This window comes from Galbibacter pacificus (assembly GCF_029603165.1).
Classification (GTDB): domain Bacteria; phylum Bacteroidota; class Bacteroidia; order Flavobacteriales; family Flavobacteriaceae; genus Galbibacter; species Galbibacter pacificus.
This window is the reverse complement of the sequence record NZ_JAQSVC010000001.1, coordinates 166,815-189,534: the sequence shown is the minus strand read 5'-3', so window position 1 is coordinate 189,534 and position 22,720 is coordinate 166,815. Positions and strand designations below refer to the sequence as shown.

At 39.7% G+C, this 22,720-nt stretch carries 13 protein-coding genes and 1 riboswitch; of the genes, 4 read left to right on the top strand and 9 right to left on the bottom strand.

Going from position 1 to position 22,720, the window contains the following annotated elements; translation table 11 throughout:
• On the top strand, window positions 1–453 hold the full coding sequence (locus tag PSF86_RS00905; RefSeq protein WP_277898171.1) for a GNAT family N-acetyltransferase: 453 nt from the start codon (window positions 1–3) through the stop codon (window positions 451–453).
• Window positions 454–522: 69 nt separating this feature from the next.
• On the opposite strand, the gene metE is transcribed toward PSF86_RS00905, so the two are convergent.
• The 7 genes from metE to asnB form a co-directional block, all read right to left on the bottom strand.
• Window positions 523–2,838, bottom strand: coding sequence for a 5-methyltetrahydropteroyltriglutamate--homocysteine S-methyltransferase (gene metE / locus PSF86_RS00900; protein ID WP_277898170.1), 2,316 nt, complete (start codon window positions 2,836–2,838; stop codon window positions 523–525).
• Between the two features lie 153 nt (window positions 2,839–2,991).
• Window positions 2,992–3,237, bottom strand: a riboswitch (cobalamin riboswitch).
• Window positions 3,238–3,491: 254 nt separating this feature from the next.
• A complete protein-coding gene (gene secDF, locus PSF86_RS00895; protein ID WP_277898169.1) occupies window positions 3,492–6,461 on the bottom strand; it encodes a protein translocase subunit SecDF in 2,970 nt (989 codons plus the stop codon).
• Window positions 6,462–6,616: 155 nt separating this feature from the next.
• Window positions 6,617–7,543, bottom strand: a complete 927-nt coding sequence (locus PSF86_RS00890) for a malate dehydrogenase (RefSeq protein ID WP_277898168.1) — start codon at window positions 7,541–7,543, stop codon at window positions 6,617–6,619.
• A 297-nt stretch (window positions 7,544–7,840) separates the two neighbouring features.
• Window positions 7,841–9,229 carry a M16 family metallopeptidase gene (locus tag PSF86_RS00885; protein WP_277898167.1) on the bottom strand — a complete coding sequence of 463 codons (1,389 nt, stop codon included), beginning with the start codon at window positions 9,227–9,229 and terminating at the stop codon, window positions 7,841–7,843.
• Between the two features lie 101 nt (window positions 9,230–9,330).
• Entirely contained in the window at window positions 9,331–10,719 is a 1,389-nt protein-coding gene (locus PSF86_RS00880) for a M16 family metallopeptidase (protein ID WP_277898166.1), read from the bottom strand.
• Between the two features lie 153 nt (window positions 10,720–10,872).
• The gene (gyrB, locus tag PSF86_RS00875; RefSeq protein ID WP_277898165.1) at window positions 10,873–12,813 is read right to left on the bottom strand and encodes a DNA topoisomerase (ATP-hydrolyzing) subunit B; all 1,941 of its coding nucleotides are present in this window, start codon (window positions 12,811–12,813) and stop codon (window positions 10,873–10,875) included.
• Between the two features lie 366 nt (window positions 12,814–13,179).
• Complete coding sequence (gene asnB / locus PSF86_RS00870; RefSeq protein ID WP_277898164.1) at window positions 13,180–14,850, bottom strand: asparagine synthase B; 1,671 nt, start codon at window positions 14,848–14,850, stop codon at window positions 13,180–13,182.
• A 263-nt stretch (window positions 14,851–15,113) separates the two neighbouring features.
• Between asnB and PSF86_RS00865 the strand changes: the two genes are divergently transcribed.
• Window positions 15,114–15,659 carry a DUF2911 domain-containing protein gene (locus tag PSF86_RS00865; protein WP_277898163.1) on the top strand — a complete coding sequence of 182 codons (546 nt, stop codon included), beginning with the start codon at window positions 15,114–15,116 and terminating at the stop codon, window positions 15,657–15,659.
• 66 nt (window positions 15,660–15,725) lie between these two features.
• Here the strand turns inward: PSF86_RS00865 and PSF86_RS00860 are convergent, their stop codons facing one another.
• A complete protein-coding gene (locus PSF86_RS00860; RefSeq protein WP_407933301.1) occupies window positions 15,726–17,366 on the bottom strand; it encodes an amidohydrolase in 1,641 nt (546 codons plus the stop codon).
• A 293-nt stretch (window positions 17,367–17,659) separates the two neighbouring features.
• Here PSF86_RS00860 and PSF86_RS00855 point away from each other — a divergent pair, with 293 nt between their 5' ends.
• Both PSF86_RS00855 and PSF86_RS00850 read left to right on the top strand, forming a co-directional pair.
• Window positions 17,660–19,888: an FUSC family protein gene (locus tag PSF86_RS00855; protein ID WP_277898162.1), complete on the top strand. Its 2,229-nt coding sequence runs from the start codon at window positions 17,660–17,662 to the stop codon at window positions 19,886–19,888.
• Window positions 19,889–20,176: 288 nt separating this feature from the next.
• Window positions 20,177–20,737 (top strand): hypothetical protein, encoded by a 561-nt coding sequence (locus PSF86_RS00850; protein WP_277898161.1) that lies wholly within the window; start codon window positions 20,177–20,179, stop codon window positions 20,735–20,737.
• Window positions 20,738–20,916: 179 nt separating this feature from the next.
• On the opposite strand, the gene PSF86_RS00845 is transcribed toward PSF86_RS00850, so the two are convergent.
• Entirely contained in the window at window positions 20,917–22,719 is a 1,803-nt protein-coding gene (locus PSF86_RS00845) for a TonB-dependent receptor (protein WP_277898160.1), read from the bottom strand.
• Window position 22,720 lies beyond the last annotated feature (1 nt).

The window sequence follows — 22,720 nt, the reverse complement described above, 5'->3', positions numbered from 1 at the left end:
ATGAATATTCGATCTGCCTCTAAAAACGACGTTCCTGCTATTGTAGCAATGCTAGCTGATGATAAACTCGGCAGCTTGCGCGAAAATTACAAAACTCCGCTCCCCGAACAATATTACAAAGCTTTTACAAATATTGACAATGATCCCAATCAAGAACTCTATGTTATAGAAAACGAAGCCTCGGAAATTACGGGTACATTTCAATTAAGTTTTATTCAATACATAACATACAAAGGCGGTATACGGGCTCAAATAGAAGCGGTACGGATCCATAAAGCACACAGGAACAAAGGGCTCGGGGAAAAAGCTTTTTTATGGGCCATAGAAAGAGCAAAAGAAAAAGGCGCACACCTAATCCAACTTACCACAGACAAAAAAAGGCCAGAGGCACTACGCTTCTATGAAAAACTTGGCTTTACAGCTTCACATGAAGGACTAAAGCTTCACTTTTAAAAAATAAGAAGAATATGAAGCCGTGCAAGAGCACGGCTTCATATTTATAAAGATCATATCTTATTAAAGTTATGCTTCAACTTGATATTTTTCACGCAATGCTTTGGCGGCATTTACCATTTTAACCAACGCTTTGTCGGTTTCTTTCCAGCCTCTTGTCTTTAAGCCACAATCGGGGTTTACCCATAAATTCCGTATGGGTATTAACAAAGCAGCTTTTTCCAACAATGCTTCCATTTCCTTTTCCGAAGGGACTCTTGGCGAATGAATATCGTATACCCCAGGGCCGATTTCGTTAGGATATTTAAAATCTACAAACGCATCCAGCAATTCCATCTGTGACCTGGAAGTTTCAATGGTAATTACATCGGCATCCATAGCTGCTATGCTTTCAATAATATCATTAAATTCAGAATAGCACATGTGGGTATGTATCTGCGTTTCATCGTTTACTGCCGAAGCACTGATTCTAAATGCTCTAATGGCCCAATCTAAATAATTCTTCCAAGCTTCTTTCCGCAACGGCAGGCCTTCGCGAATAGCCGGTTCGTCAATCTGAATCACTTTTATTCCGGCCAACTCCAAATCTTGCACTTCTTTTCGAATAGCCAAGGCTATTTGATTGGTTGTTTCTTCTCTTGATTGATCATTGCGTACAAACGACCATTGTAAAATTGTTACCGGGCCTGTAAGCATCCCTTTAACCGGCAAGTCGGTTAAAGTTTGCGCATATTCTGTCCACGCAACGGTCATGGGGTCAATACGGTCTACATCGCCATAAATAATTGGGGGTTTTACGGCTCTGGAACCATAGCTCTGCACCCAACCGAACTTTGTAAAAGCAAAACCATTTAATTGTTCGCCAAAATACTCAACCATATCGTTGCGCTCGAATTCGCCGTGCACCAATACATCCAAGCCAATTTGCTCCTGCCAAGAAATTGCCTTTTGTATCTCGCTCTTAATTGCTGTCTCATAAGCATTTGCGGTTATGCCTCCTTTTTTAAGTTGCGAACGTAGCAAACGTACTTCTTTGGTTTGCGGAAATGAGCCAATGGTAGTGGTAGGAAACAATGGCAATTTTAAACTTCCATGTTGTAATGCCTGGCGGATATTAAACGGATTATTTCGTTTTGCATGGTCTATAGTAATTTCTTTTACGGCATTTTCTACCTTTTTATCATGTATTAACCGCGACGTTAACTTGCTCTTCATTGCAAACTTATTGGCTTCAAAGGCATTTTTAGCTTTTTCTGAAGGATTTTCCCGAGCCAATTCGGCAAGAAGTGATAATTCTTCTATTTTCTGTTTGGCAAAGGCCATCCAATTTTTCACTTCCGAGGGCAAGGTTGCTTCGTCTGTTTCGTTATCCAAATCAAAAGGTGTGTGCAACAGAGAACAAGAAGGAGCTATACTAATGCGGTCGCTTCCTATGGTCCCTATTGCTTTTTCAATTATTGACAACGATTGTTCAAAATTATTCTTCCATATATTACGCCCATCAACCAAGCCTAAAGACAATTGCAGCTTTTCTGGTATTGCAGACAATAATTCATTCAATTGTTTTTTACCTCTTACCAAGTCTACATGAAGTGCATGCACAGGCAACTGGGCTACCCAAGATGTGTTTTCGTGTAATCCTTCAAAATAAGTAGCCAACATAATCTTCAATGTAGGAAAGCGCTTTGCAAGGGCATTGTAAACCTCAATATATACCTCTTTTTCCTTTTCAGAAAGATTGGTAACTAAAAACGGTTCATCCAATTGAATCCATTCTGCTCCCTCAGCCTCCAACAAACTCAGCAACTCTACATATATGGGCAACAAACGGTTTATCAAATCAAGACGGTTAAACCCTTCTTCCTTTTCTTTCCCCAACAATAAATAGGTTATGGGGCCAATTAACACGGGTTTTGCCTCAAGATTTAAGCTTTTGGCCTCTTTAAGCTCGTCTACAACCTTTATGGCATTCAGTTTAAACTGTTGGTCTTTATAAAATTCCGGAACAATGTAATGGTAGTTCGTGTCAAACCATTTGGTCATTTCCATGGCTGTAATATCAAAACCGTTTTTTTGATATCCTCTTGCCATGGCAAAATATAAATCCAATGGCTGGCTTTCTTCAAGGAATACATTCGAAAATCGTTTAGGAACAGCTCCTAAAGTATACGACATATCCAAGACTTGGTCGTAAAACGAAAAATCGTTCGTTGGGATAAGGTCAATTCCTTTTTCTTTTTGAAGTAACCAGTGTTCTCTCCGTAAGCGTTTTCCTTCCTCAAGCAATACAGAAATGTCTATTTTACCAGACCAATACTGCTCACACGCTCGCTTCAATTCTCTTTTGGCACCAATACGCGGGTACCCTAAATTGTGTGTAATCATTTGTTTGTTTTTAAAAATCGGTTAAACATTCTAGATATTTCCTTACACCTAAACTTTTCCCGATTTAAAAAACACATGCATCCATAGCAAAATACACCTTATAAAAAAGGTGTTTACTATCAATGCTTGATTATTGCTTCAAATCGCGAAAACATCATCATTAAAATACAGGCAGGTCTCCTGGCTTGCTCTCATGTTGTTTTACCTTCCCATCCTGTTTCCAAGACAGTGGTTTTAAATAAACAACACGCCCAAAAATGCAAAAGCATTTTTAATGGATGCCGATAATCCCGATAAGTATCAGGGCAGCATAAAGCTTACAGTTGCGCGACAGCTTGTGATTTGCACACAATTCCCTATTAATTGGCGTTAAGCCAAACCTTTATTTGATTGATTATTATGTAAAGAACATCTTTGAGCGGTAAAACTACGCAATATTTTTATAGTCTTCGCTATTCCTTTATGACATTGACAAGAAATTCTGTTATTAGTTTATGGCAATTGCAATTTTATTGCGGCACCCCGGGCTTTACGCTTGTAGCTTTGTCAAATGGCATATATCAAATTTTACAAAAGCTCCCGCTGCAATTCCCATTGCAAAAAAAAAGGACCACCAAAAGGCAGTCCTTAATTTTATACTATTTTAAAAACAGTTACTCTTTCTTTTCCCCTTTGTTCTTCAATGTATCAAACATTACCGGGGTTGCTATAAATAAAGATGAGTATGTACCTACACCAATACCTACAATCATTGCGAACATAAATCCGCGTAGCGATTCACCACCGAAAATAAATATTGCCAATAACACCACCAAAGTGGTTAATGAGGTATTCAATGTTCTACTTAATGTACTGTTTAATGCTTCATTGGCATTGTCTCCGCCTCTCCATCCTTTTTCCCTAACAACCTCACGAATACGGTCGAACACAATTACGGTATCGTTCAATGAGTAACCAATAACTGTTAATATTGCCGCAATAAATGCTTGATCTATTTCCATGTTGAAAGGCATGATACTAGATGTTAAAGAGAAAATTCCCAGAACAATCATAACATCATGAAAAACCGCAACAACGGCACCTAATGAGAATTGCCATTTTTGGAAACGTAACAAGATGTATAAGAACACCACGGCTAGCGATCCTAAAATTGCCCAAAAAGCATCTTTTTTAATATCATCTGCTATTGTGGGTCCTACTTTTATAGATTGCAGGATCCCTATTTTGTCTGCTCCGCCACCTGTTGTAAAATCGTTATATGTTGTACCTTCTGGAAGGTATTTTTTTACTGCTTCAAACAGCTTGTTTTGAATTTCTTCATCGACCTGTGTTCCTTCTTCATCTACTTTATATTTGGTGGTAACCTTTATCTGGTTGGCATCACCAAATGTTTTCACCTCGGTATTACCAAACACGGTCTCCAGGTCGTTGGAAATATCAGTAGGATTTACAGGATCTACAAACCGTACTTGATAAGAGCGCCCTCCAACAAAATCCACGCCGCCTTCGAGGCCTTTGGTAAATAATGCTACAACACTAATAAGAATCATTATACCCGAAATCACATACGCTATTTTACGTTTTGACAAAAAGTCGAAATTCGGATTTTTAGGCAACGCCCTTGTAAGTGCTGTAGTAAACAACAATTCATTTTTACCACCTCTGGAATTCCATTCAATCAATAACCTTGTAACAAAGATTGCTGTAAATAAAGAAGTTGCAATACCTATCAATAGAGTTGTGGCAAAACCTTGAATAGGCCCTGTTCCAAATAACAATAGAATAATGGCCGTTAACCCTGTAGTGATGTTGGCATCCAAAATAGACGAAAGTGCATTGCTAAAACCGTCGGCAATGGCCTGTTTCTGTCCTTTACCTGCCCTTATCTCTTCTTTTATACGTTCATATATAATTACATTGGCATCTACAGACATACCAATAGTCAATACAATACCTGCAATACCGGGCAATGTAAGTACGGCACCCAATCCTGCTAAAACACCAAAGATCAATACAATGTTAAATACCAAGGCAATATCTGCAAACAAACCAGCTTTACCGTAGTATGAAATCATCCATATCAATACCAAGATCATGGCAACAATAAATGAGAACATCCCGCTATCTATAGCTTCTTGCCCAAGAGAAGGTCCAACGACTTCCGATTGGATAATATCTGCCGAAGCTGGTAATTTACCTGCCCTCAATACGTTTGCCAAATCGTCTGCCTCATCTAAGGTAAAATCTCCTGAAATTTCAGAATTTCCACCACTAATGGCCCCTTTAGAAACCCCAGGTGCAGAATAAACAATATTATCAAGAACGATGGCTATGTTACCTTGTTCCCTAAATGCTTTTCCTGTTAATTCTTCCCAGATTTTGGCTCCCCTAGAATTCATTTGCATGGAAACCGCAGGTCTACCTCCTAAATCGTATGACTGGGCCGCGTCTGTAATTACATCACCGCTCATGTTAGGTTCGTTTTCACGGTTTCCTTTAAGTGCATATAATTCTACTACTTGAGCATCTTTTGGAGGAATTCCCCAAGCAAATTTTGCATATTGAAGATTTGCTGGAAGCTCTTGCTTTACTTCCGGCATTTTTAAGTACTGATCGAATTTTGCCGTATCCTTAATGGCAACCATTGCAATTACGGGAGACCCTTGCGACCCACCGCTGGCAATTAAATCAAATAACGGATTTACTTGATTGGCTACATCCAAAGAATCTTCGGCAGCATCCGATAACAAAGAATCTATTTCGGAAGTAGTTTCTTCCTTGGTTTCTTCTTTTTTATCTGTACCAACTATATCTTTTAAAGTATTGTTTGCGGCAATTAAGAAAGGGGCTACTTGATCTGCTTTATAAGTTTCCCAAAACTCTAATTGTGCTGTACTTTGCAATAGGTTTTGTACACGGGCTACGTCCTTAGCACCCGGCAATTCTACCAAAATACGGCCAGAAGTACCCAAACGTTGAATGTTTGGCTGGGTAACCCCAAATTTATCGATACGCTTGCGCAATACCTCGAATGCAGAAACAATGGATTCGTTAATTTTTTTACGGATGATAGGCTGCACCTGAGCATCAGTCATCTGAAAATTAATCTCTTCGCTCAGTGTTTTATTGGCAAAAATATCAGGGGAGGCCAATTTTGTAGTACCTCCGCTTACTTTTTCAAACTCCTGGAAAAAAATGTCAATGTAATCGTCCTGACTATTTTTTGAAGTCTCATCTGCTTGCGCCAATGCTTTGTTAAACACAGGGTCCTTGCTATTGTTGGCCAGTCCTTTTAAGATATCCTTTACCGATATTTGAAGGATTACGTTAATCCCTCCCTTAAGATCAAGTCCCTTGTTCAATTCTTTTTCTTTTACCTCACTGTAGGTAAAACTGGTAAAACCAAGATTAAAAACTTCCTGGTTTTCAAGAGAATCCAAGTACCTAGATTCTTCGGCTTCCCGCTTGGCCACGTAGTTTTCTTCTGCATCTGAAATTTTGTTAACTGCATAAACTTCAGCATCGTCTTCTACGTTGTTTGCAACAAACGTAAACGAAAGCTGATAAATACTTACAATACCAAACAAAATAGCAAACAGCCTAATAAGTCCTTTATTCTGCATTCTGATTTATTTTAATGGTCATTTTTAAAAACGGACAAATATAGCGTTTACGATATGAATTGACAATTATTTTTTTGAAGATTTGAAATACAAAAAATCCCACAAAACAATCATGTTTGCAGGATTTTAGTAAAAAAATAGTACTTATTTCTTGTTTACACCTCTAAAAGTCCGTTTGTTTTTCTAACACCAGCAGCACTCTCTTGAAGCTTATTTTTCTCGGCATCAGTTAGTTCTATTTCAACTATTTCTTCAATCCCGTCATTTCCCAGAATAACCGGAGCACCAATACAAATATCTTTTAAACCGTATTCCCCATCCAACAAAGTAGAACAGGGGAACATTTTTTTCTGATCGCATGCTATAGCCTGAACCAGCCCTGAAACTGCTGCACCTGGGGCATACCAAGCACTTGTTCCTAGCAATTTGGTCAAGGTTGCACCGCCAACTTTAGTATCTTCTTTTACTTGCTCCAAACGTTCCTCAGATAAGAACTTACTTACCGGGACACTATTTCTTGTAGCCAAGCGTGTTAAAGGAAGCATGCCTGTGTCACTATGTCCTCCAATTACCATTCCGTCCACATCAGAAATGGGCGCTCCCAAGGCTTCTGCCAAGCGGTATTTAAAGCGAGCACTGTCTAAAGCACCGCCCATGCCTATAATTTTATTTTTAGGAAGTCCAGTAGTTTTATGCACCAAGTAAGTCATAGTGTCCATTGGGTTACTCACCACAATAATAGTTACATTGGGAGAATACTTAATAAGGTTGCTTGATACATCTTTAACGATACCGGCATTGATTCCGATAAGTTCCTCACGTGTCATTCCCGGCTTGCGTGGAATACCACTTGTAATTACTGCAATATCAGAATGGGCTGTTTTGACATAATCTCCAGTGGTTCCTGTAATTTTAGTATCAAAACCGTTCAGGGAGGCTGTCTGCATTAAATCCATGGCCTTACCTTCGGCATAACCTTCCTTTATATCTACCAAAACAACTTCTGAGGCAAAATTCTTGATAGCTATATACTCTGCGCAACTTGCACCAACGGCTCCTGCCCCTACAACTGTAACTTTCATATTATATATTATTTTAATTTAAACGTTTGTTATACAAAGACACAAAGCTACTAATTTTAACACAATCAGTAGCTTTGAAAATTATTAAATATGTTATAAAACTAATTTATATTATCAGTTATAATCAAAAATATACAATGAATTTCCTTGAATGTAATAAACCCGTTCTTTCTACTTTGTTCATACGGTACATCGGTTTATTATTTTCGATAGAGAAATCAACTTCATCATAACAATCATCTTCTCAAAACCGTCTGGATATTCGAACCCGATAGTTTGCGGCTTTCTCAATAATTTTTACTTCTCCAGACTATCTTTCTCAAAGGTTTCCCGAAGCTGATATTTAATTTTCTCCTTATCCCCTACAACAATCAATGTCATGCCTTCGGGTTTAATGTATTTTTTGGTCATTTCCGTTATTTGCTCCGGTGTTAATTCCATAATATTTTTAACCTTATTCTCTAGCCAGGATTCTGGCAATTCGTGCAAGTCCAAAAAACTCAATTGATTAACAATTCCACTTGGCGTTGAGTTTTGCAGTACAAATACGCCCGATACGTAATTTTTAATTCCGCTAAGCTCTTTTTTGGAAGGGATGGAATCCTGTAGTTTATAAATCTCCTTTTTTATTTCCTCTATTGATGCCCCGGTATATTGCGAAGTTACATCGGCAGACTCATACCAAACTCCAGTTTTATAATTGCTTTGAAGGTTGCTATATGGGGAATAGGTATATCCTTTATCTTCCCTGATATTGCTTGTAATCCTAGAACCGAAAGAACCGCCCAATAAGGAGTTGGTTATGCTCAATGCCAAATAGTCGGGGTTCGAAGGGCCTATGGTTGGTAGCCCATACATTATGGTAGATTGCGGCGCCCCCGGACGATCGATGATTTTCACTTCATGCTTGGTTACGGGAGTAGCCTGCGGATACTGAACCTCAGGTCCCTCTTTCCAGACGGCAAAGGTTTCCTTCACCGCTTTTTCAACTTCCGAAGCATCAAACTTCCCCACAACATAAACAACTGTTCGTTTGGCGCCAAAATTTGCTTTGTAAAACTGTTTAATATTATCAATGGTATAAGAATCTATCATTTCCTCCGTAGGATATATATTCCCGTACGGGTGATTCGGGTATATGGCCGCATAGAAATCTTTACTGACCTGTGCCTGTGGCCGTGACAAACGAATGGTCAAGCTACGCTTCATATCGTTTTTTAACCGATCTAGATCTGATGCCGGCCATTTTGGATGCATCAATACGTCGGCCATGGTGAAAATTGCCTTTCCTGCATATTCCGAAAGCACATTTGTATTAAGCGTTGTAGCGTGACTGTTTACATATATATTAAGATTTCCGCCCATGGAGGCCATTGTATTGGAAATACTTTTGGCATCACTGGTTTCACTTCCTTCTTCCATTAAATCGGCCAATAAATCCGATAACCATACCTGATTTTCCTTTTCATGAATATTTCCGGTCTTTATCCGTATGTTAATGGTTGCCTTTGGAATTGCCCCATAAGGCACCATTACTAATTCCAATCCATTCTCTAGGCTTATGGTTTGTTTTTCGGGCAATTTAAAATCTTTTGGTTTCCCACCTTTTGGAGGAAGTTCTTTTTCCTGTGCAGTTGCATTTAATACAAATACAATTGCCATGATATATAAAATGATTTTTTTCATTTGATGTATTTTTATCGTTTTTATTGGATACATTTAATCCTTCAATAATTAAAAGAGGCTTTTCATATAAAATGAAAGCGACCGTTTTAATCCTTTCGATTTTATTTCTCCATGTTTTTATCGTTTTCCAACAATGGATTAACCTCCAGAACCGTCCTATTGGTAGACCTTAAATAATTATCAATTGTTTTATTAATAATCTCAGGGGTAACTTTCTTGAATTCATCCTCCAAAGTATTTATACGGTTAGGATTGTCGTCGAATAAGGCAAAACTACACAGCATATCTGCCCTACCCAATCCAAACGTCCCTCCTAAATCATCATAGAGGCTGGAACGTATTTTTACAAGCGCAGCATTTAATGTTTTTTTATCAATACTGGATTTTAGGTTTATCATCACCGAATCTACTGCCGACATTACATCTTCTTTAGAAGTTTCCTTATCATAAGTAAAATCAAACATCCACACCATGGGGCCTTTGTAATTAAACATGTTTCCCAAATAATTTATCCCACCGGAAATCCCTGAAGTATAGCCTTTTTCGCTCACTAACTTCTGCCTTAATAAAGCGTTGTCGCCCTGTACCAATATCTGATCTAGCAAGCCCATGGCATAATATTCTGAAGAATTTCGCTTTGGCATCTTATACGCAACCGCAATGGCAGGCTTATTGGCAAGGGAATCATTTTTAACAAATTCTTTTTCTTCGGTTTGTTTTGGCTCGGAAATATCGGGATGCTCTGGTAATTCAACCGGAGGGATTCCTCCAAAATATTTTTGCATCCAGTTTTTGGCCTCGTCAATGTTAAAATCGCCTACAACGGCCAACGCAGCATTATTTGGCGCATAATATGTTTTAAAGAAGCTTTGTACGTCCTCCAGGTTGGCCGCATCCAAATCTTCCAAATCGCCGTAAAAGTTATGGGCATTATACCAATTTTCATTTGCATATTGAGGCATATCCAACCAAGGGAATCCTCCATACGGCTGGTTAAGTACATTTACTTTTACTTCGTTCTTAACAACCCCCTGTTGATTGGTTAAATTGTCCTGCGTAATTGCCAATCCCTTCATTCGGTCTGCCTCTGCCCATAGCATGGTTTCCAATTTATTGGCCGGGACAATCTCAAAATAATTGGTAAAATCAAATCGGGTGGAACCATTTAGGACCCCTCCGTTTTTTTGCACCAAATTAATGAATTCCATTTTGCCAAGATTTTGAGAACCTTGGAACATCATATGCTCAAACAAATGGGCAAAACCGGTCCTGTTTTTGGGTTCGATCCTAAAACCGATATTGTAATAAACAGCTATAATGGCCGTAGGTGCCGTTTTGTCTTGAGAAAGAATAACTTTTAGCCCATTATCCAACTTATAATACTCAACAGGCACTTTGTATGTCGTTGAGGAAGTTTGGTCTTTTGTACCTGCATCTTTTTTGCATGCAATAAAAAACAGGCACAACAAAATGATAAGTCTTAATTTCATATAAAATTATTTTAGTTTAGCGCTGATGGTCAAAACTAAAATACAAAAAAATCCTATACCCAATCACCTATACTTTTTATAAGCTTCAGTTTCAATCAAAAAAGACCGCCTAAAAAAGACGGTCTCGTTTTTAACTGATATTTTTAAAAAATTTTATGCGTCAATATTGGCATAGACTGCATTCTTTTCTATAAATTCTCTTCGTGGCGGCACTTCATCACCCATTAGCATGGAGAAAATCCTATCGGCCTCGCTACCACTGTCGATGGTTACCTGCCTCAATGTTCTAAACTCAGGGTTCATGGTAGTGTCCCATAATTGTTCTGCATTCATTTCTCCAAGACCTTTGTAACGTTGAACGTTTACGCTACCACCATATTCTTCGGTTAATTTATCGCGCTCTTTATCGTTCCAAGCATATGCTTTTTTGTTTCCTTTTTTAATAAGGTACAAAGGGGGTGTGGCAATATATACATAGCCATTTTCAATAAGTTCGCGCATATATCTAAAGAAAAAAGTCAATATAAGTGTCGCAATGTGGGATCCATCTACATCGGCATCACACATAATCACTATTTTATGGTAGCGTAGTTTTTCAAGGTTTAGTGCCTTGCTGTCTTCTTCGGTACCTATTGTCACGCCAAAAGCGGTAAAGATATTTCGGATTTCCTCATTCTCAAATACCTTATGCTGCATGGCCTTTTCCACGTTAAGGATTTTACCGCGAAGCGGAAGAATTGCCTGAAAATTCCTATCACGCCCTTGTTTGGCGGTCCCACCTGCCGAGTCACCCTCCACAAGAAAGATTTCGCATTTTTGTGGATCCTGCTCGGAGCAGTCTGATAGTTTCCCGGGAAGTCCACCACCGCTCATTACAGTTTTTCGCTGTACCATTTCACGCGCCTTCCGTGCTGCATGCCGGGCCTGAGCTGCAAGTATTACTTTTTGTACAATAGATCTGGCATCGTCTGGATGTTCTTCTAAGTAGATTTCCAACATTTCTGAAACCGCCTGCGAAACCGCAGAAGTTACATCCCTATTGCCTAGTTTTGTTTTGGTCTGCCCTTCAAATTGAGGCTCGGCTACTTTTACCGAAACAATTGCCGTTAATCCTTCACGGAAGTCATCTCCTGCAATCTCAAACTTCAATTTATCCAGCATTCCCGAAGCATCGGCATATTTTTTCAATGTAGTTGTTAGCCCGCGCCTAAATCCGGATAAATGCGTTCCTCCTTCGTGCGTATTGATGTTGTTTACATACGAGTGTAAATTTTCATTAAAAGAAGTATTATATACCATGGCAACCTCTACAGGAATATCGTTCTTTTCGCCTTCCATGGAAATCACATCTGCAATTAGCGGTTCGCGGTTACCGTCCAAAAACCTAACAAATTCCTTTAATCCTTCTTCCGAATAGAATTTTTCAAAAACAAATTCCCCTTTTTCGTCTTTATGACGTTTATCGGTAAGGGTAATGGTAATTCCTTTATTTAAGAATGACAGCTCGCGCATTCGGCTGGCCAAGGTATCGTAATTATATTCAAGCGTCTGCTGAAAAATGGTAGGGTCTGGTTTGAAGGTAACCAAAGTACCTCTTAAATCGGTCTCGCCAACGGTTTTTACCGGATATAAAGTTTTTCCCCGTTCGTATTCCTGTTCCCAAATTTTACCGTCGCGGTAAACGGTGGCTTTTAAACTTTCGGAAAGTGCATTTACACAAGATACACCAACTCCATGAAGCCCTCCGGAAACTTTATAAGAATCCTTGTCAAATTTGCCTCCGGCTCCAATTTTGGTCATTACCACTTCGAGTGCCGAAATACCTTCTTTTTTATGAAGGTCAACAGGAATACCCCGGCCGTTATCTTCAACGGTGATGGAATTATCTTCGTTTATTACCACACGGATGGTATCGCAATGACCGGCCAATGCTTCGTCAATAGAGTTATCTACCACCTCGTACACCAAGTGGTGAAGCCCTCTTGTACCTACGTCCCCAATATACATGGACGGGCGCATACGAACGTGCTCCATCCCTTCCAGTGCCTGAATACTATCGGCCGAATAATTATGCTTTTTTGCTTCTTCGCTCATAAATTTTCCTTTCTAATTACACAAAAAGAGCGTAGGAAACCAGAATTTTATTATAGTTTCCGCTACCCTGAATGCTATTATTTTTTGGTATTATCAAACATAAAAAAATGCACTTTGGTGCATTCGTTGGAATACCTACAAATATACGAAAATTAAAGCTGTTTTAAAAGCCTTGAGCTTATTTGGGCATAAAATTATCAACAATTGTTAATTACTCTAAAAGTTCGTTAGAACTGCTAAAAACGTCCTTAAAATTGATTTCGGTGATTTTTAACATTTCCAAAGATGGTCAAAAAAAGAAAAATCCCGCGAATGCGGGATTTTACTTCTATAAACTAAGATTATTTAGTGAAAAAATGTAACTCCTTATTTTTCATAGGCATCTGTATGCACCTTTGCCACTGCTCTTCCAGAAGGGTCGTTCATGTTTTTAAATGCCTCGTCCCATTCTAAGGCAATTTGTGTACTACATGCCACCGATGCTTCTTGCGGAACACAAAGTGCAGCTGCATCCGAAGGGAAATGCTCCTCAAAGACAGAACGGTAGTAAAATTCTTCTTTTGAAGTAGGTGTCTGTAACGGGAACCTAAACTTGGCGTTTGCCAATTGCTCGTCGCTTACCTCTTGGTTTACCATCTCTTTTAAAGTGTCTATCCAACTATACCCGACACCGTCGGAAAATTGCTCTTTTTGCCGCCATGCCACACTTTCTGGCAAATACGACTCGAATGCCTTGCGTACCACCCATTTTTCCATGCGTTCGCCGTTGATCATTTTATCCTGTGGATTGATGCTCATGGCCACATCCATGAATTCTTTGTCCAGAAACGGTACACGGCCCTCGATTCCCCATGCGGCCAAAGATTTATTGGCACGCAGGCAATCGTACATATGCAATTTGCTTAATTTGCGTACGGTTTCTTCGTGAAATTCTTTTGCATTAGGCGCTTTATGGAAGTACAAATACCCGCCAAACAACTCGTCTGCACCTTCTCCGGAAAGTACCATCTTTATCCCCATGGATTTGATCACCCTTGCCATTAAATACATGGGTGTCGAGGCCCTAATGGTAGTAATATCGTATGTTTCCAGGTTATAAACAACATCTTTGATGGCGTCCAGCCCTTCTTGGATGGTAAATTTTATTTCGTGATGAACCGTCCCGATATGATCGGCTACTTTTTGTGCCGCCGCTAAATCGGGTGAGCCTTCCAATCCTACTGAAAACGAGTGCAAACGTGGCCACCAAGCTTCTGAGGCATCGTCTGATTCGATACGTTTTTCGGCATATTTTTTTGCAATGGCCGAAGTAACCGAAGAATCCAACCCGCCAGACAATAACACGCCATAAGGAACGTCTGACATTAATTGCCTGTGCACGGCGGCTTCAAGGGCTTCTTTAATTTTTTGAATACTGGTTTCGTTATCTTTTACGGCATCATATTCTGTCCAGTCCCTTACGTACCATTTTTTAAACTCCCCGTCTGAGCTGTGCAAATAATGCCCCGGAGGAAAGAGTTGAATTTTGGTACAAACGCCTTCCAAAGCCTTTAGTTCGGAAGCTACATAAAAGGTTCCGTTTTTATCCCAGCCTATGTATAAAGGAATAATCCCCATATGGTCTCTTGCCACAAAATACTCGTCTTTTTCGGTATCGTAGATTGCAAACCCGAAAATCCCGTTCATTTCATCAATAAAATCAGCGCCTTTTTCTTTATATAATGCCAAGATTACCTCGCAATCGGATTCTGTTTTAAAGGTATATTTTCCCTCAAACTGCTTGCGCAACTCACGGTGATTATATATTTCTCCATTTGCAGCTAAAATAAGTTTTCCGTCTTCACTCAACAAAGGTTGTTTTCCCGATGCCGGATCTACAATGGCCAAACGCTCGTGTGCCAAGATGGCTTTATCATCACTATAAATCCCGCTCCAATCTGGGCCTCTATGACGGACCCTTTTTGACATTTCCAACAACTGAGGCCTTAAGTCTTCGGCCTTTTCCTTTAAATCGAATGCACATACAATTCCACACATATCTATATATTTTTATATACCATCTAATAATTGATAAGGCAAATATGCATTATAAGTTTTAATTTAAAAACAAAAAGATTAATATTAGTTTTAATTTAAAACAAATAAGTGTCTTTTTGGTATAAATACAAAAGATAATATATTTTTTTAATATTATTGACTAATAAAATGTAAGTTCTAGATCTTTTTTCATACTATTAAACGTAAGTTTGATATCTACAATCAAATAAACACATAACTATTAATAATTAAACAGACCCATTATGAAAAAGACCCTCGTTGCAATGTTTTTTGTAGCTGCACTTTCGTTTGGAACACAAGTACAAGCCCAAAAATTTAGCGGATTGGACAAAAGTCCGGCAGACATTGCTTATTACCGACCAGAAAAAAATGCCGCCCCGCTCATTAAGGTTATCTATAGCCGGCCTCAACTTAAAGACCGTGTTGTTGGCATAGACCTGGCCCCTTACGGCGAAGTATGGAGGACCGGTGCCAATGAGGCTACCGAGATTAAGTTGTACCAAGATGTGTCTTTTGGCGGAAAGCCAATTGAAGCTGGCACTTATAGCTTGTTTACCATTCCCGGAAAAGATGAATGGACCATTATTATCAATAAAGATACCGATGTTTGGGGTGCTTTTAGTTATAATGAGTCGAATGATGTGGCCAGGATTAACGTGCCTGCCAAAACCGACAGCAAGTCTTTGGAGTCGTTTTCAATTATTTTCACACCTATTGATGGCGGTGCCAATATGATTATGGGATGGGACAAGGCTCGTGTAGAAGTTCCTTTTACATATGCCTATTAAAAACTAATTTAAAAAAAGACAAAAGCGAAGCCGGTTTATACCCGCTTCGCTTTTTGTTTATACATATCATTTCATTTGTTTACCTCCCACAAAGGTATAAGTTGCTTTCATGTCGGGTATTTGTTCTACCGGGACTGTCATTATATCTTTATCGAGCACTACAAAATCGGCCCATTTGCCTTTTTCAATACTGCCCTTTTCTTTTTCTTCAAAATTTGAATAGGCTGCCCAGATGGTCATCCCTTTTAAGGTTTCTTCCCTGCTCAATGCATCTTTTGTCTGGAACCCGTTTTGGGGAAATCCTTTAACATCTTTTCTGGCAACGGCGGCATAGAAGGTTAAAAACGGACTTACATACTCCACGGGAAAGTCGGTACCCAATGCTATTACCCCTGCCTTGTCCAGCAATGTTTTGTATGCATAGGCACCCTTTATACGTTTTGGCCCCACGCGGTCTTTTGCCCAATACATATCGCTCGTGGCATGAGTGGGCTGTACTGACGGAATTATGTTGTTGGAAAAGTAATGAAAGTCCTTTACATCTACAATTTGGGCGTGTTCTACTTTCCAACGCCTATCTTCTTGATCTTTTAATGCCTTTTCGTAAGCGCGCAAAACAACCACATTTGCCGAATCACCAATGGCATGGGTATTTAACTGATAATCTGTTTTAGCCAGACGTTCTGCTAAGCTGTATATTTGGTCTACGGGTGTTACCATGGCGCCAAAATGGCCGTGCTTGTCTGTGTAAGGTGCCTTTAATGCCGCTCCGCGCGACCCCAAAGCTCCATCGGCATAGGCTTTTACCGAACGTACATCGAGCTTGTCGGTTTTAAGTATGCCCCGCTCTAAAAAATAATTTACACTTTCGGGTGTATTGCTTACCATGGCGTATATGCGCATATCCAGTTTTCCTGTTTTTTGTAAACTATCAATTAGAAGAATGGTTTGTTTGCTCAAACCTGCATCGTTTACGGTAGTTAAGCCATAGTCGAAGCAAACTTTTTGGGCATCGGTTAGTGCATATATTGCTGTTTCCGTGGTAATAGCCGGCATAACCTTATCTATTAACCCCATGGGATTGTCTACCAAAACTCCTGTAGGCTCTCCGTTTTTTATGATTATCTCTCCACCGTCTATTTTTGTTTCTGAAGTAATCCCGGCCAAGTCCAGTGCTTTTTGGTTTACCAGATATGCATGCCCGTCTATACGGGACAAAACTACGGGCGTATCGGGGAAGAGCGAATCCAGGGCATCTTTTGTTGGGAATTCTTTTACCTCCCAATCGTTTTGGTCCCAGCCCCCGCCCTGGATAAAGCTGGCTTGTCTTTCTTTTTGAAAGGCTACAACTCGCCCTAAAACTTCTTTATAACTGGACGTGCCTACCAAATCTACCTTTTGCTTGTTAAGTCCGAGTGCGAAAAAATGACAATGAGCATCTATAAAACCAGGATATACGGGCTTACCTTCAAGGTCTATTACCTTTTTGGCTTCATAAGTACTTGCTATGGATTGAGAGCTTCCTATTTCAATAAATTTTTCATCCTTAACGGCAAAAGCTTCTGCTTTACTCATGTTTTTATCAACGGTATATACCTTGGCATTTACTACTATTAAATCTACTTTTTGCTTACTAGCACAAGAAATGCACATGGTTAATAAGAAGGTCGTGGCTATACTAGCTATGACTTTTCCCTGTATTTTCATTATATTGGTTTTTAGAATTAGCATTACCAAATATAATTCAAAAAATAGTAGGAGGAGGTTTTAGGTTTCAGGTTTCGTGTCGTTATGCTGTTATGATGTTATGTTGCTGAGAGTTGGGGGTTTAGAGCTGTATGTCCCTAACAACCAATAACAGTTAACCATCTCCCTAACCCCTTTTCCCTGTTTACTATAAACAATTGTATATGGAATACTGCCGTAAAAGCAAATCAGAAAAAAAGAAAAGTCAAGTTCTAAACATATAACCTAACTTTGTACTGTCAACATGTGTTTTAATGAGGCCAATTATTGTTCAATTTTTTAAAAGCTACAACTTTACCAAGGGCTTATTAATAAGCTGTGCCGCCTTTAGCGCCATTGCCATTTGCTATTTCTTTTTAAATATGACCATTGGCGCGGGTGCAGCCCTGGGGGTTCTTTTAATTTCTGCCAGTGATATACCGGGCAACAAAAAACATCATTTAAACGGAATGCTTATATCGCTTTTGTTGGCAATAACGAGCTTTATTATAATTCATTATACCATGCCCCATGTATACTTGCTTGTTATTTCCCTTGCAGTGCTGGTCTTTATCAATTCTTATATATCGGTTTATGGTTTTAGGGCTTCTTTAATTGCCTTTTCCGGCCTGTTGGCGATTTCATTGAGTTTTGCACATCCGCTTTCGGGCATGGACATATGGTACAATGCGCTCTATATAATAGGGGGCGGGATGTGGTACCTGGTTTTGTCTCAGCTTGTTGGAAAATTACGGACACAACAATATAGCGACCAGCTCTTGACCGAATGTATGGAGCTCACCTCTTCTTATCTTAAAACAAGGGTTGCATCTATAGCGGCAAAAAACAGGGAAAATGCCCTGAACAAGCAACTGGCACTACAAAACGAGATTAATGAAAAACACGAAACCCTGCGTGCCATTTTACTGCACCAACGGCAACGCTCAGGTGGGATGTATTCTAAAAGAAAGCAGTTAATGCTCTTTATAGAGTTGATAGATATTCATGAATTTGCCGTTGCCAACCCGCTCCACTATAAAAAATACGACATGGGAAGCCAAGGTTTTAAAAAGGCCGTAGATGAAATAGCCATTACCATGAACGCCATTGCCAACAGACTGCAAATACTGTCCAACCGCAACCTACATCAGCAAAAAGGTATGGCACCCGTGAGCGTCAACGAGCTTATTGCCAACTCTAAAATGGCCATAGAAAAGTTTAAACAGGAAGTAGACGTAAAAAGATACCGAGAGGAGATTTTACAATTGAGGAACCTGCTTGACTATACCGAAAAACAGCATCAAAAGGTAACTATAATTAAACGTATTTTAACGGGGACGCTTACTGACGAAATTTCGGAAAGGCTTAAAAACAGGGACCGCCTTAAATTTATAACCCCCCAGGACTACAGTCCTAAATTATTGATGGAGAACCTCACGTTAAAATCCCCCATATTTAAACATTCCCTGCGGTTGGTGGTTACAGTTTTGGCAGGATACCTTATAGGTACTTTCTTCTCGCTCCAAAATGCTTATTGGATCATATTGACCATTATAGTAATAATGAGGCCGGGCTATGTGCTTACCAAAGACCGATCGCAGCAGCGTATTATAGGCACCCTTATTGGCGGTGCCATTGCCGTGGGAATTGTTTTGCTTACCAACAACATATTTGTTTACATGGGCATTACCTTTGTTGCCATGACACTTGCCTTTACGTTTGTACAACAAAACTATAAGGCATCGGCGGTTTTTATTACGCTTACCATTGTTTTTGTATATGCCATGTTATCGCCCAATACTCTGGGAATTATTCAATTTAGGGTAGTAGACACCTTAGTGGGGGCCATCTTGGCGAGTGTTGCCAATTTATTGTTATGGCCTACTTGGGAAAAAGAGAGCATACAAAGCTTAATCTTGGAAGCTATTGCAACCAACAAGGCTTATTTAGAAGAAGCAAAGGCTTTTTATCACGATAAAACAGAGTTAAAGACTTCTTACAAACTTTCACGGAAGCAAACTTTTATTGCCATAGGAAACCTACATGCGGGTTTTCAACGGATGACGCAAGAACCCAAATGGCAGCAGCAAAACCTGAACAGGTTGTACGAAATAGTGGTAACACTAAACTCATTGCTCTCGACCACGGCTTCAATGGGGACTTATATACAGATACATCATACTACCGATGCCTCTGAATATTTCGACGCGTACATGAATTCTATTATCGACAAGCTTACTTATTGCGAAGCCATTATCCATAAGAGGGACTTTACCCCACAAAACGAACCGGACCTCAACCAGGCAAAAAACCGCCTTGCGGAAATCTACAATAACCTTTCAGCACAAAGAAACGAGGAGATAGATGCTGGGCAACATGCCATTAAAGACGAACTTAGGGAGCAACTAAAGGAGGTCAGGATTATCTCGGAACAACTGGAATGGCTCTATGCCCTTTGCCAAAACCTTCATGCGGGCATTAAAAAATATATGGAAGGTTTATAGCCTCACATAAAATTCTTTAACAGCACTATTTTATTATTTTTATAACTGCTATACTGCTTATTTGCTTGGGTTGTATGCTTTGCTGTCGCAAGTATTCCGGCCAACTTACGGAAATGGTCTGCTACTGTATGATAAGACTGCTCGGAAGTTGAAATGACAGGTAAATAAGGTTGCACATCAATAGTTTAACCTACCAACGGAGGACAAATACCGGGATAAGTAACGAAAGTTTATGCCAGTTCTTATTATATTTACTATATTCCAACCTTAAACCCATAAAAATCACCCATGAAAAAAACTTTTACGCTACTACTTACCATCCTTTTTTTACAATCTTGTGCCCTTGGAGGCGACAGGGAACAAATTGTATCGGTAGAAGATAGGTATACTTTGGCTGTCCCTTCGTTTTTAAGCAAAGCCAATGACCTAAACAATGATGCCTCGCTTCAATACATGAACGGTATCCGTGAATTTTATGTAGTTGTCATTGATGAGCCCAAGGATGGTTTGCAGCAACTACTAGATGAAAATGATTTATCCAGCATCTATAACAATGATATTGACAGTTATGCCGATATATCCCTGAATATACTTAGCAATAGTATTAACAGCCCTGTACATGGCGAAGTGGTGGATACTTTGATAAATAGCATGCCCGCAAGATTAACAACACTTAAGGGTGAAATTGATGGCATTGATGTTTTTTATTATATTGGTGCTTATGAGGGCATTAAGAATTATTACCAGGTACTAAGCTGGACCCTTGCCAGCCGGGAAAGTACTCATAAACAAAGAATGAATAAGGTGCTTTGCTCTTTAAAGGAAACACACCCGCGAAAAAAATATTAAGGATTGAGTAAATAGCATGTTCTAAAGGCTTTGCCATGCATGAAGAAAATGAGTACCTATGAAGAAATTCATTTCTGTCAAGGAGCTTATCGAAGTTTATATAACAACATGTATTCTATATAACCCTTCGACAAGCTCTTTTATGTTTTTATTTTTTAAAACCCTTTGGTCTATGTGTTTTACAAATCGAACTTATAAGCGGCCCCGGCCAGTATCTGAAAGCCCTGTACGGGGTAAAATACCAAACGGTTATATTGGTTGTTGGCAATGTTGTTTGCCCTGATAAAGGCCGACCATTGGTTGGTGATATCATAGCCTATATTGGCATTAATGTCGAAATAACCGTCCAAGCTTACCGTTTCTGGGTCTAAAAGGATGGGTGAGTCTATCCTGTCATGCCTTTCCCCGACATAGAAGAGGTGTGCTCCGGCAGACCATTTCCCGTACTTATAGTCTGCAAACAATGTCCCTTTAATGGTTGGCAGGTTCCAGGCTTCTTCTTCGTTGTCGGTAGAATAATCAATAAACTCTGCATTGGCGCCCAAAGAAAAGTTTCGGTTTATATCGGCGTTTACCTCCCCGTATACGGAAATTGTAGTAATATCGTCGTAAACCATTCCAAAGGAATTTCCATAGGCATAGCCTTCATTGTTAACAATCTGGCTGTCCTGCCCGGTGTATATAGAATTGGACTTGTACATGTATTTGTTGTTTTCTACAATGTACGAGCCTTTTAGATTGTACCCCACGTTTGGCAAAAAGCGGCCTTTAATCCCGGCAAAGGCGTTGTATTGCTGGTCGGTTGGCATTATGTTCAACGTTGGGGAAACGTATGGGTTTTCTTGTGCAAATTGGTAATAGGAGTTTTGCTGCAAACTACCGTCTACCCCACCGTATGCGGTAACGAATTCATCTACAATATCATAGGACACATCTACATTGGGATAGAAAAAGAAATCGCCATCGCTGTTTTCTAAATCCTGGTTGTATACAATAGAAGCGCCCAGGTTAAGCGTAAGTCCGTCGCTTACAATTTGTATGCTTGGCTTGACGCCCGCAAAGAGGTTGCTGTAGTTTATATCGGTATTGGCGTTTCCATAAATCCTGTCAAAGCTTCCGCCCACATAATCTACGGCAACATCCAGGCTTACCAGCTCCTCTCCTACCGGAAACTGAAATTTAGGCTTTAGCACCGCCCTGTTTTCTCCTGAGCTGTATGCATCCCAAAAGCGCCTGTAATAAACTTCGCCCCCGGTAAAATAAGATTCTTCGAACTCTAGGTTACCACCAATAAAACCGGTATAATAGCTCTGTTTCTCGTCTATGCTGCCTATTGCAGCATCGCTGTATACACCTTCGGGAAGTCCGTACCAATTGTAAATTTGATGTTGAAACCCACCGTTAAGCCCCCAGCTCATGTACCGGTCTCTTTTTCTATAATAGGCCTCTAAAGAGGTATTGAAAAATTTATCGTCCAACACCACATTGTCTATCCCGCCTTGAGAGGAATGATGATTGAGCATAATGTCCAGACTTTCGTCCCTGCTAAAATCGCGGCTTGTATAAAAGTCCAGCATAGCCGTATTGTAGTTGCCCAGGCCCAAGGACAGGTACGAGTTGTACAGACGTTCCTTGGCAGCTTTTTTTAGTCCTGTTGCTTTTCCCTTTGCGGGGGTGAAGGTCGAGGCTACGGGCACCGAAAAGATATTGTATTCTATATTTTTTCTTGTGGTGGTAATGGAATCGTTTAACGAAGGGGTTTCCTGAATTTTATTGGCATCGGAAATAGTGGGCGTGTATGGTTTTACTACGTTTACAACCTCTGTGCCTATGCCCTCTTCTTCTTTCTCTTTGTTCTTGTCTTTTTCCTGTGCCCATAAAACAGAGCTTCCGGAAATAAACAATAAGGCCGTTATATATAAATTCTTGCGCATGGTATATCGTGCTATTTTATCTTCTGTGCTTTTTAAATTGAATGTCATA

What these genes read in the sequence shown, in the direction of transcription:
- PSF86_RS00905 (WP_277898171.1), top strand. Translation starts at nt 1, where the DNA reads ATGAATATTCGATCTGCCTCTAAAAACGACGTTCCTGCTATTGTAGCA.
- metE (WP_277898170.1), bottom strand. Translation starts at nt 2,838, where the DNA reads ATGATTACACACAATTTAGGGTACCCGCGTATTGGTGCCAAAAGAGAA.
- secDF (WP_277898169.1), bottom strand. Translation starts at nt 6,461, where the DNA reads ATGCAGAATAAAGGACTTATTAGGCTGTTTGCTATTTTGTTTGGTATT.
- PSF86_RS00890 (WP_277898168.1), bottom strand. Translation starts at nt 7,543, where the DNA reads ATGAAAGTTACAGTTGTAGGGGCAGGAGCCGTTGGTGCAAGTTGCGCA.
- PSF86_RS00885 (WP_277898167.1), bottom strand. Translation starts at nt 9,229, where the DNA reads ATGAAAAAAATCATTTTATATATCATGGCAATTGTATTTGTATTAAAT.
- PSF86_RS00880 (WP_277898166.1), bottom strand. Translation starts at nt 10,719, where the DNA reads ATGAAATTAAGACTTATCATTTTGTTGTGCCTGTTTTTTATTGCATGC.
- gyrB (WP_277898165.1), bottom strand. Translation starts at nt 12,813, where the DNA reads ATGAGCGAAGAAGCAAAAAAGCATAATTATTCGGCCGATAGTATTCAG.
- asnB (WP_277898164.1), bottom strand. Translation starts at nt 14,850, where the DNA reads ATGTGTGGAATTGTATGTGCATTCGATTTAAAGGAAAAGGCCGAAGAC.
- PSF86_RS00865 (WP_277898163.1), top strand. Translation starts at nt 15,114, where the DNA reads ATGAAAAAGACCCTCGTTGCAATGTTTTTTGTAGCTGCACTTTCGTTT.
- PSF86_RS00860 (WP_407933301.1), bottom strand. Translation starts at nt 17,366, where the DNA reads ATGAAAATACAGGGAAAAGTCATAGCTAGTATAGCCACGACCTTCTTA.
- PSF86_RS00855 (WP_277898162.1), top strand. Translation starts at nt 17,660, where the DNA reads ATGAGGCCAATTATTGTTCAATTTTTTAAAAGCTACAACTTTACCAAG.
- PSF86_RS00850 (WP_277898161.1), top strand. Translation starts at nt 20,177, where the DNA reads ATGAAAAAAACTTTTACGCTACTACTTACCATCCTTTTTTTACAATCT.
- PSF86_RS00845 (WP_277898160.1), bottom strand. Translation starts at nt 22,719, where the DNA reads ATGACATTCAATTTAAAAAGCACAGAAGATAAAATAGCACGATATACC.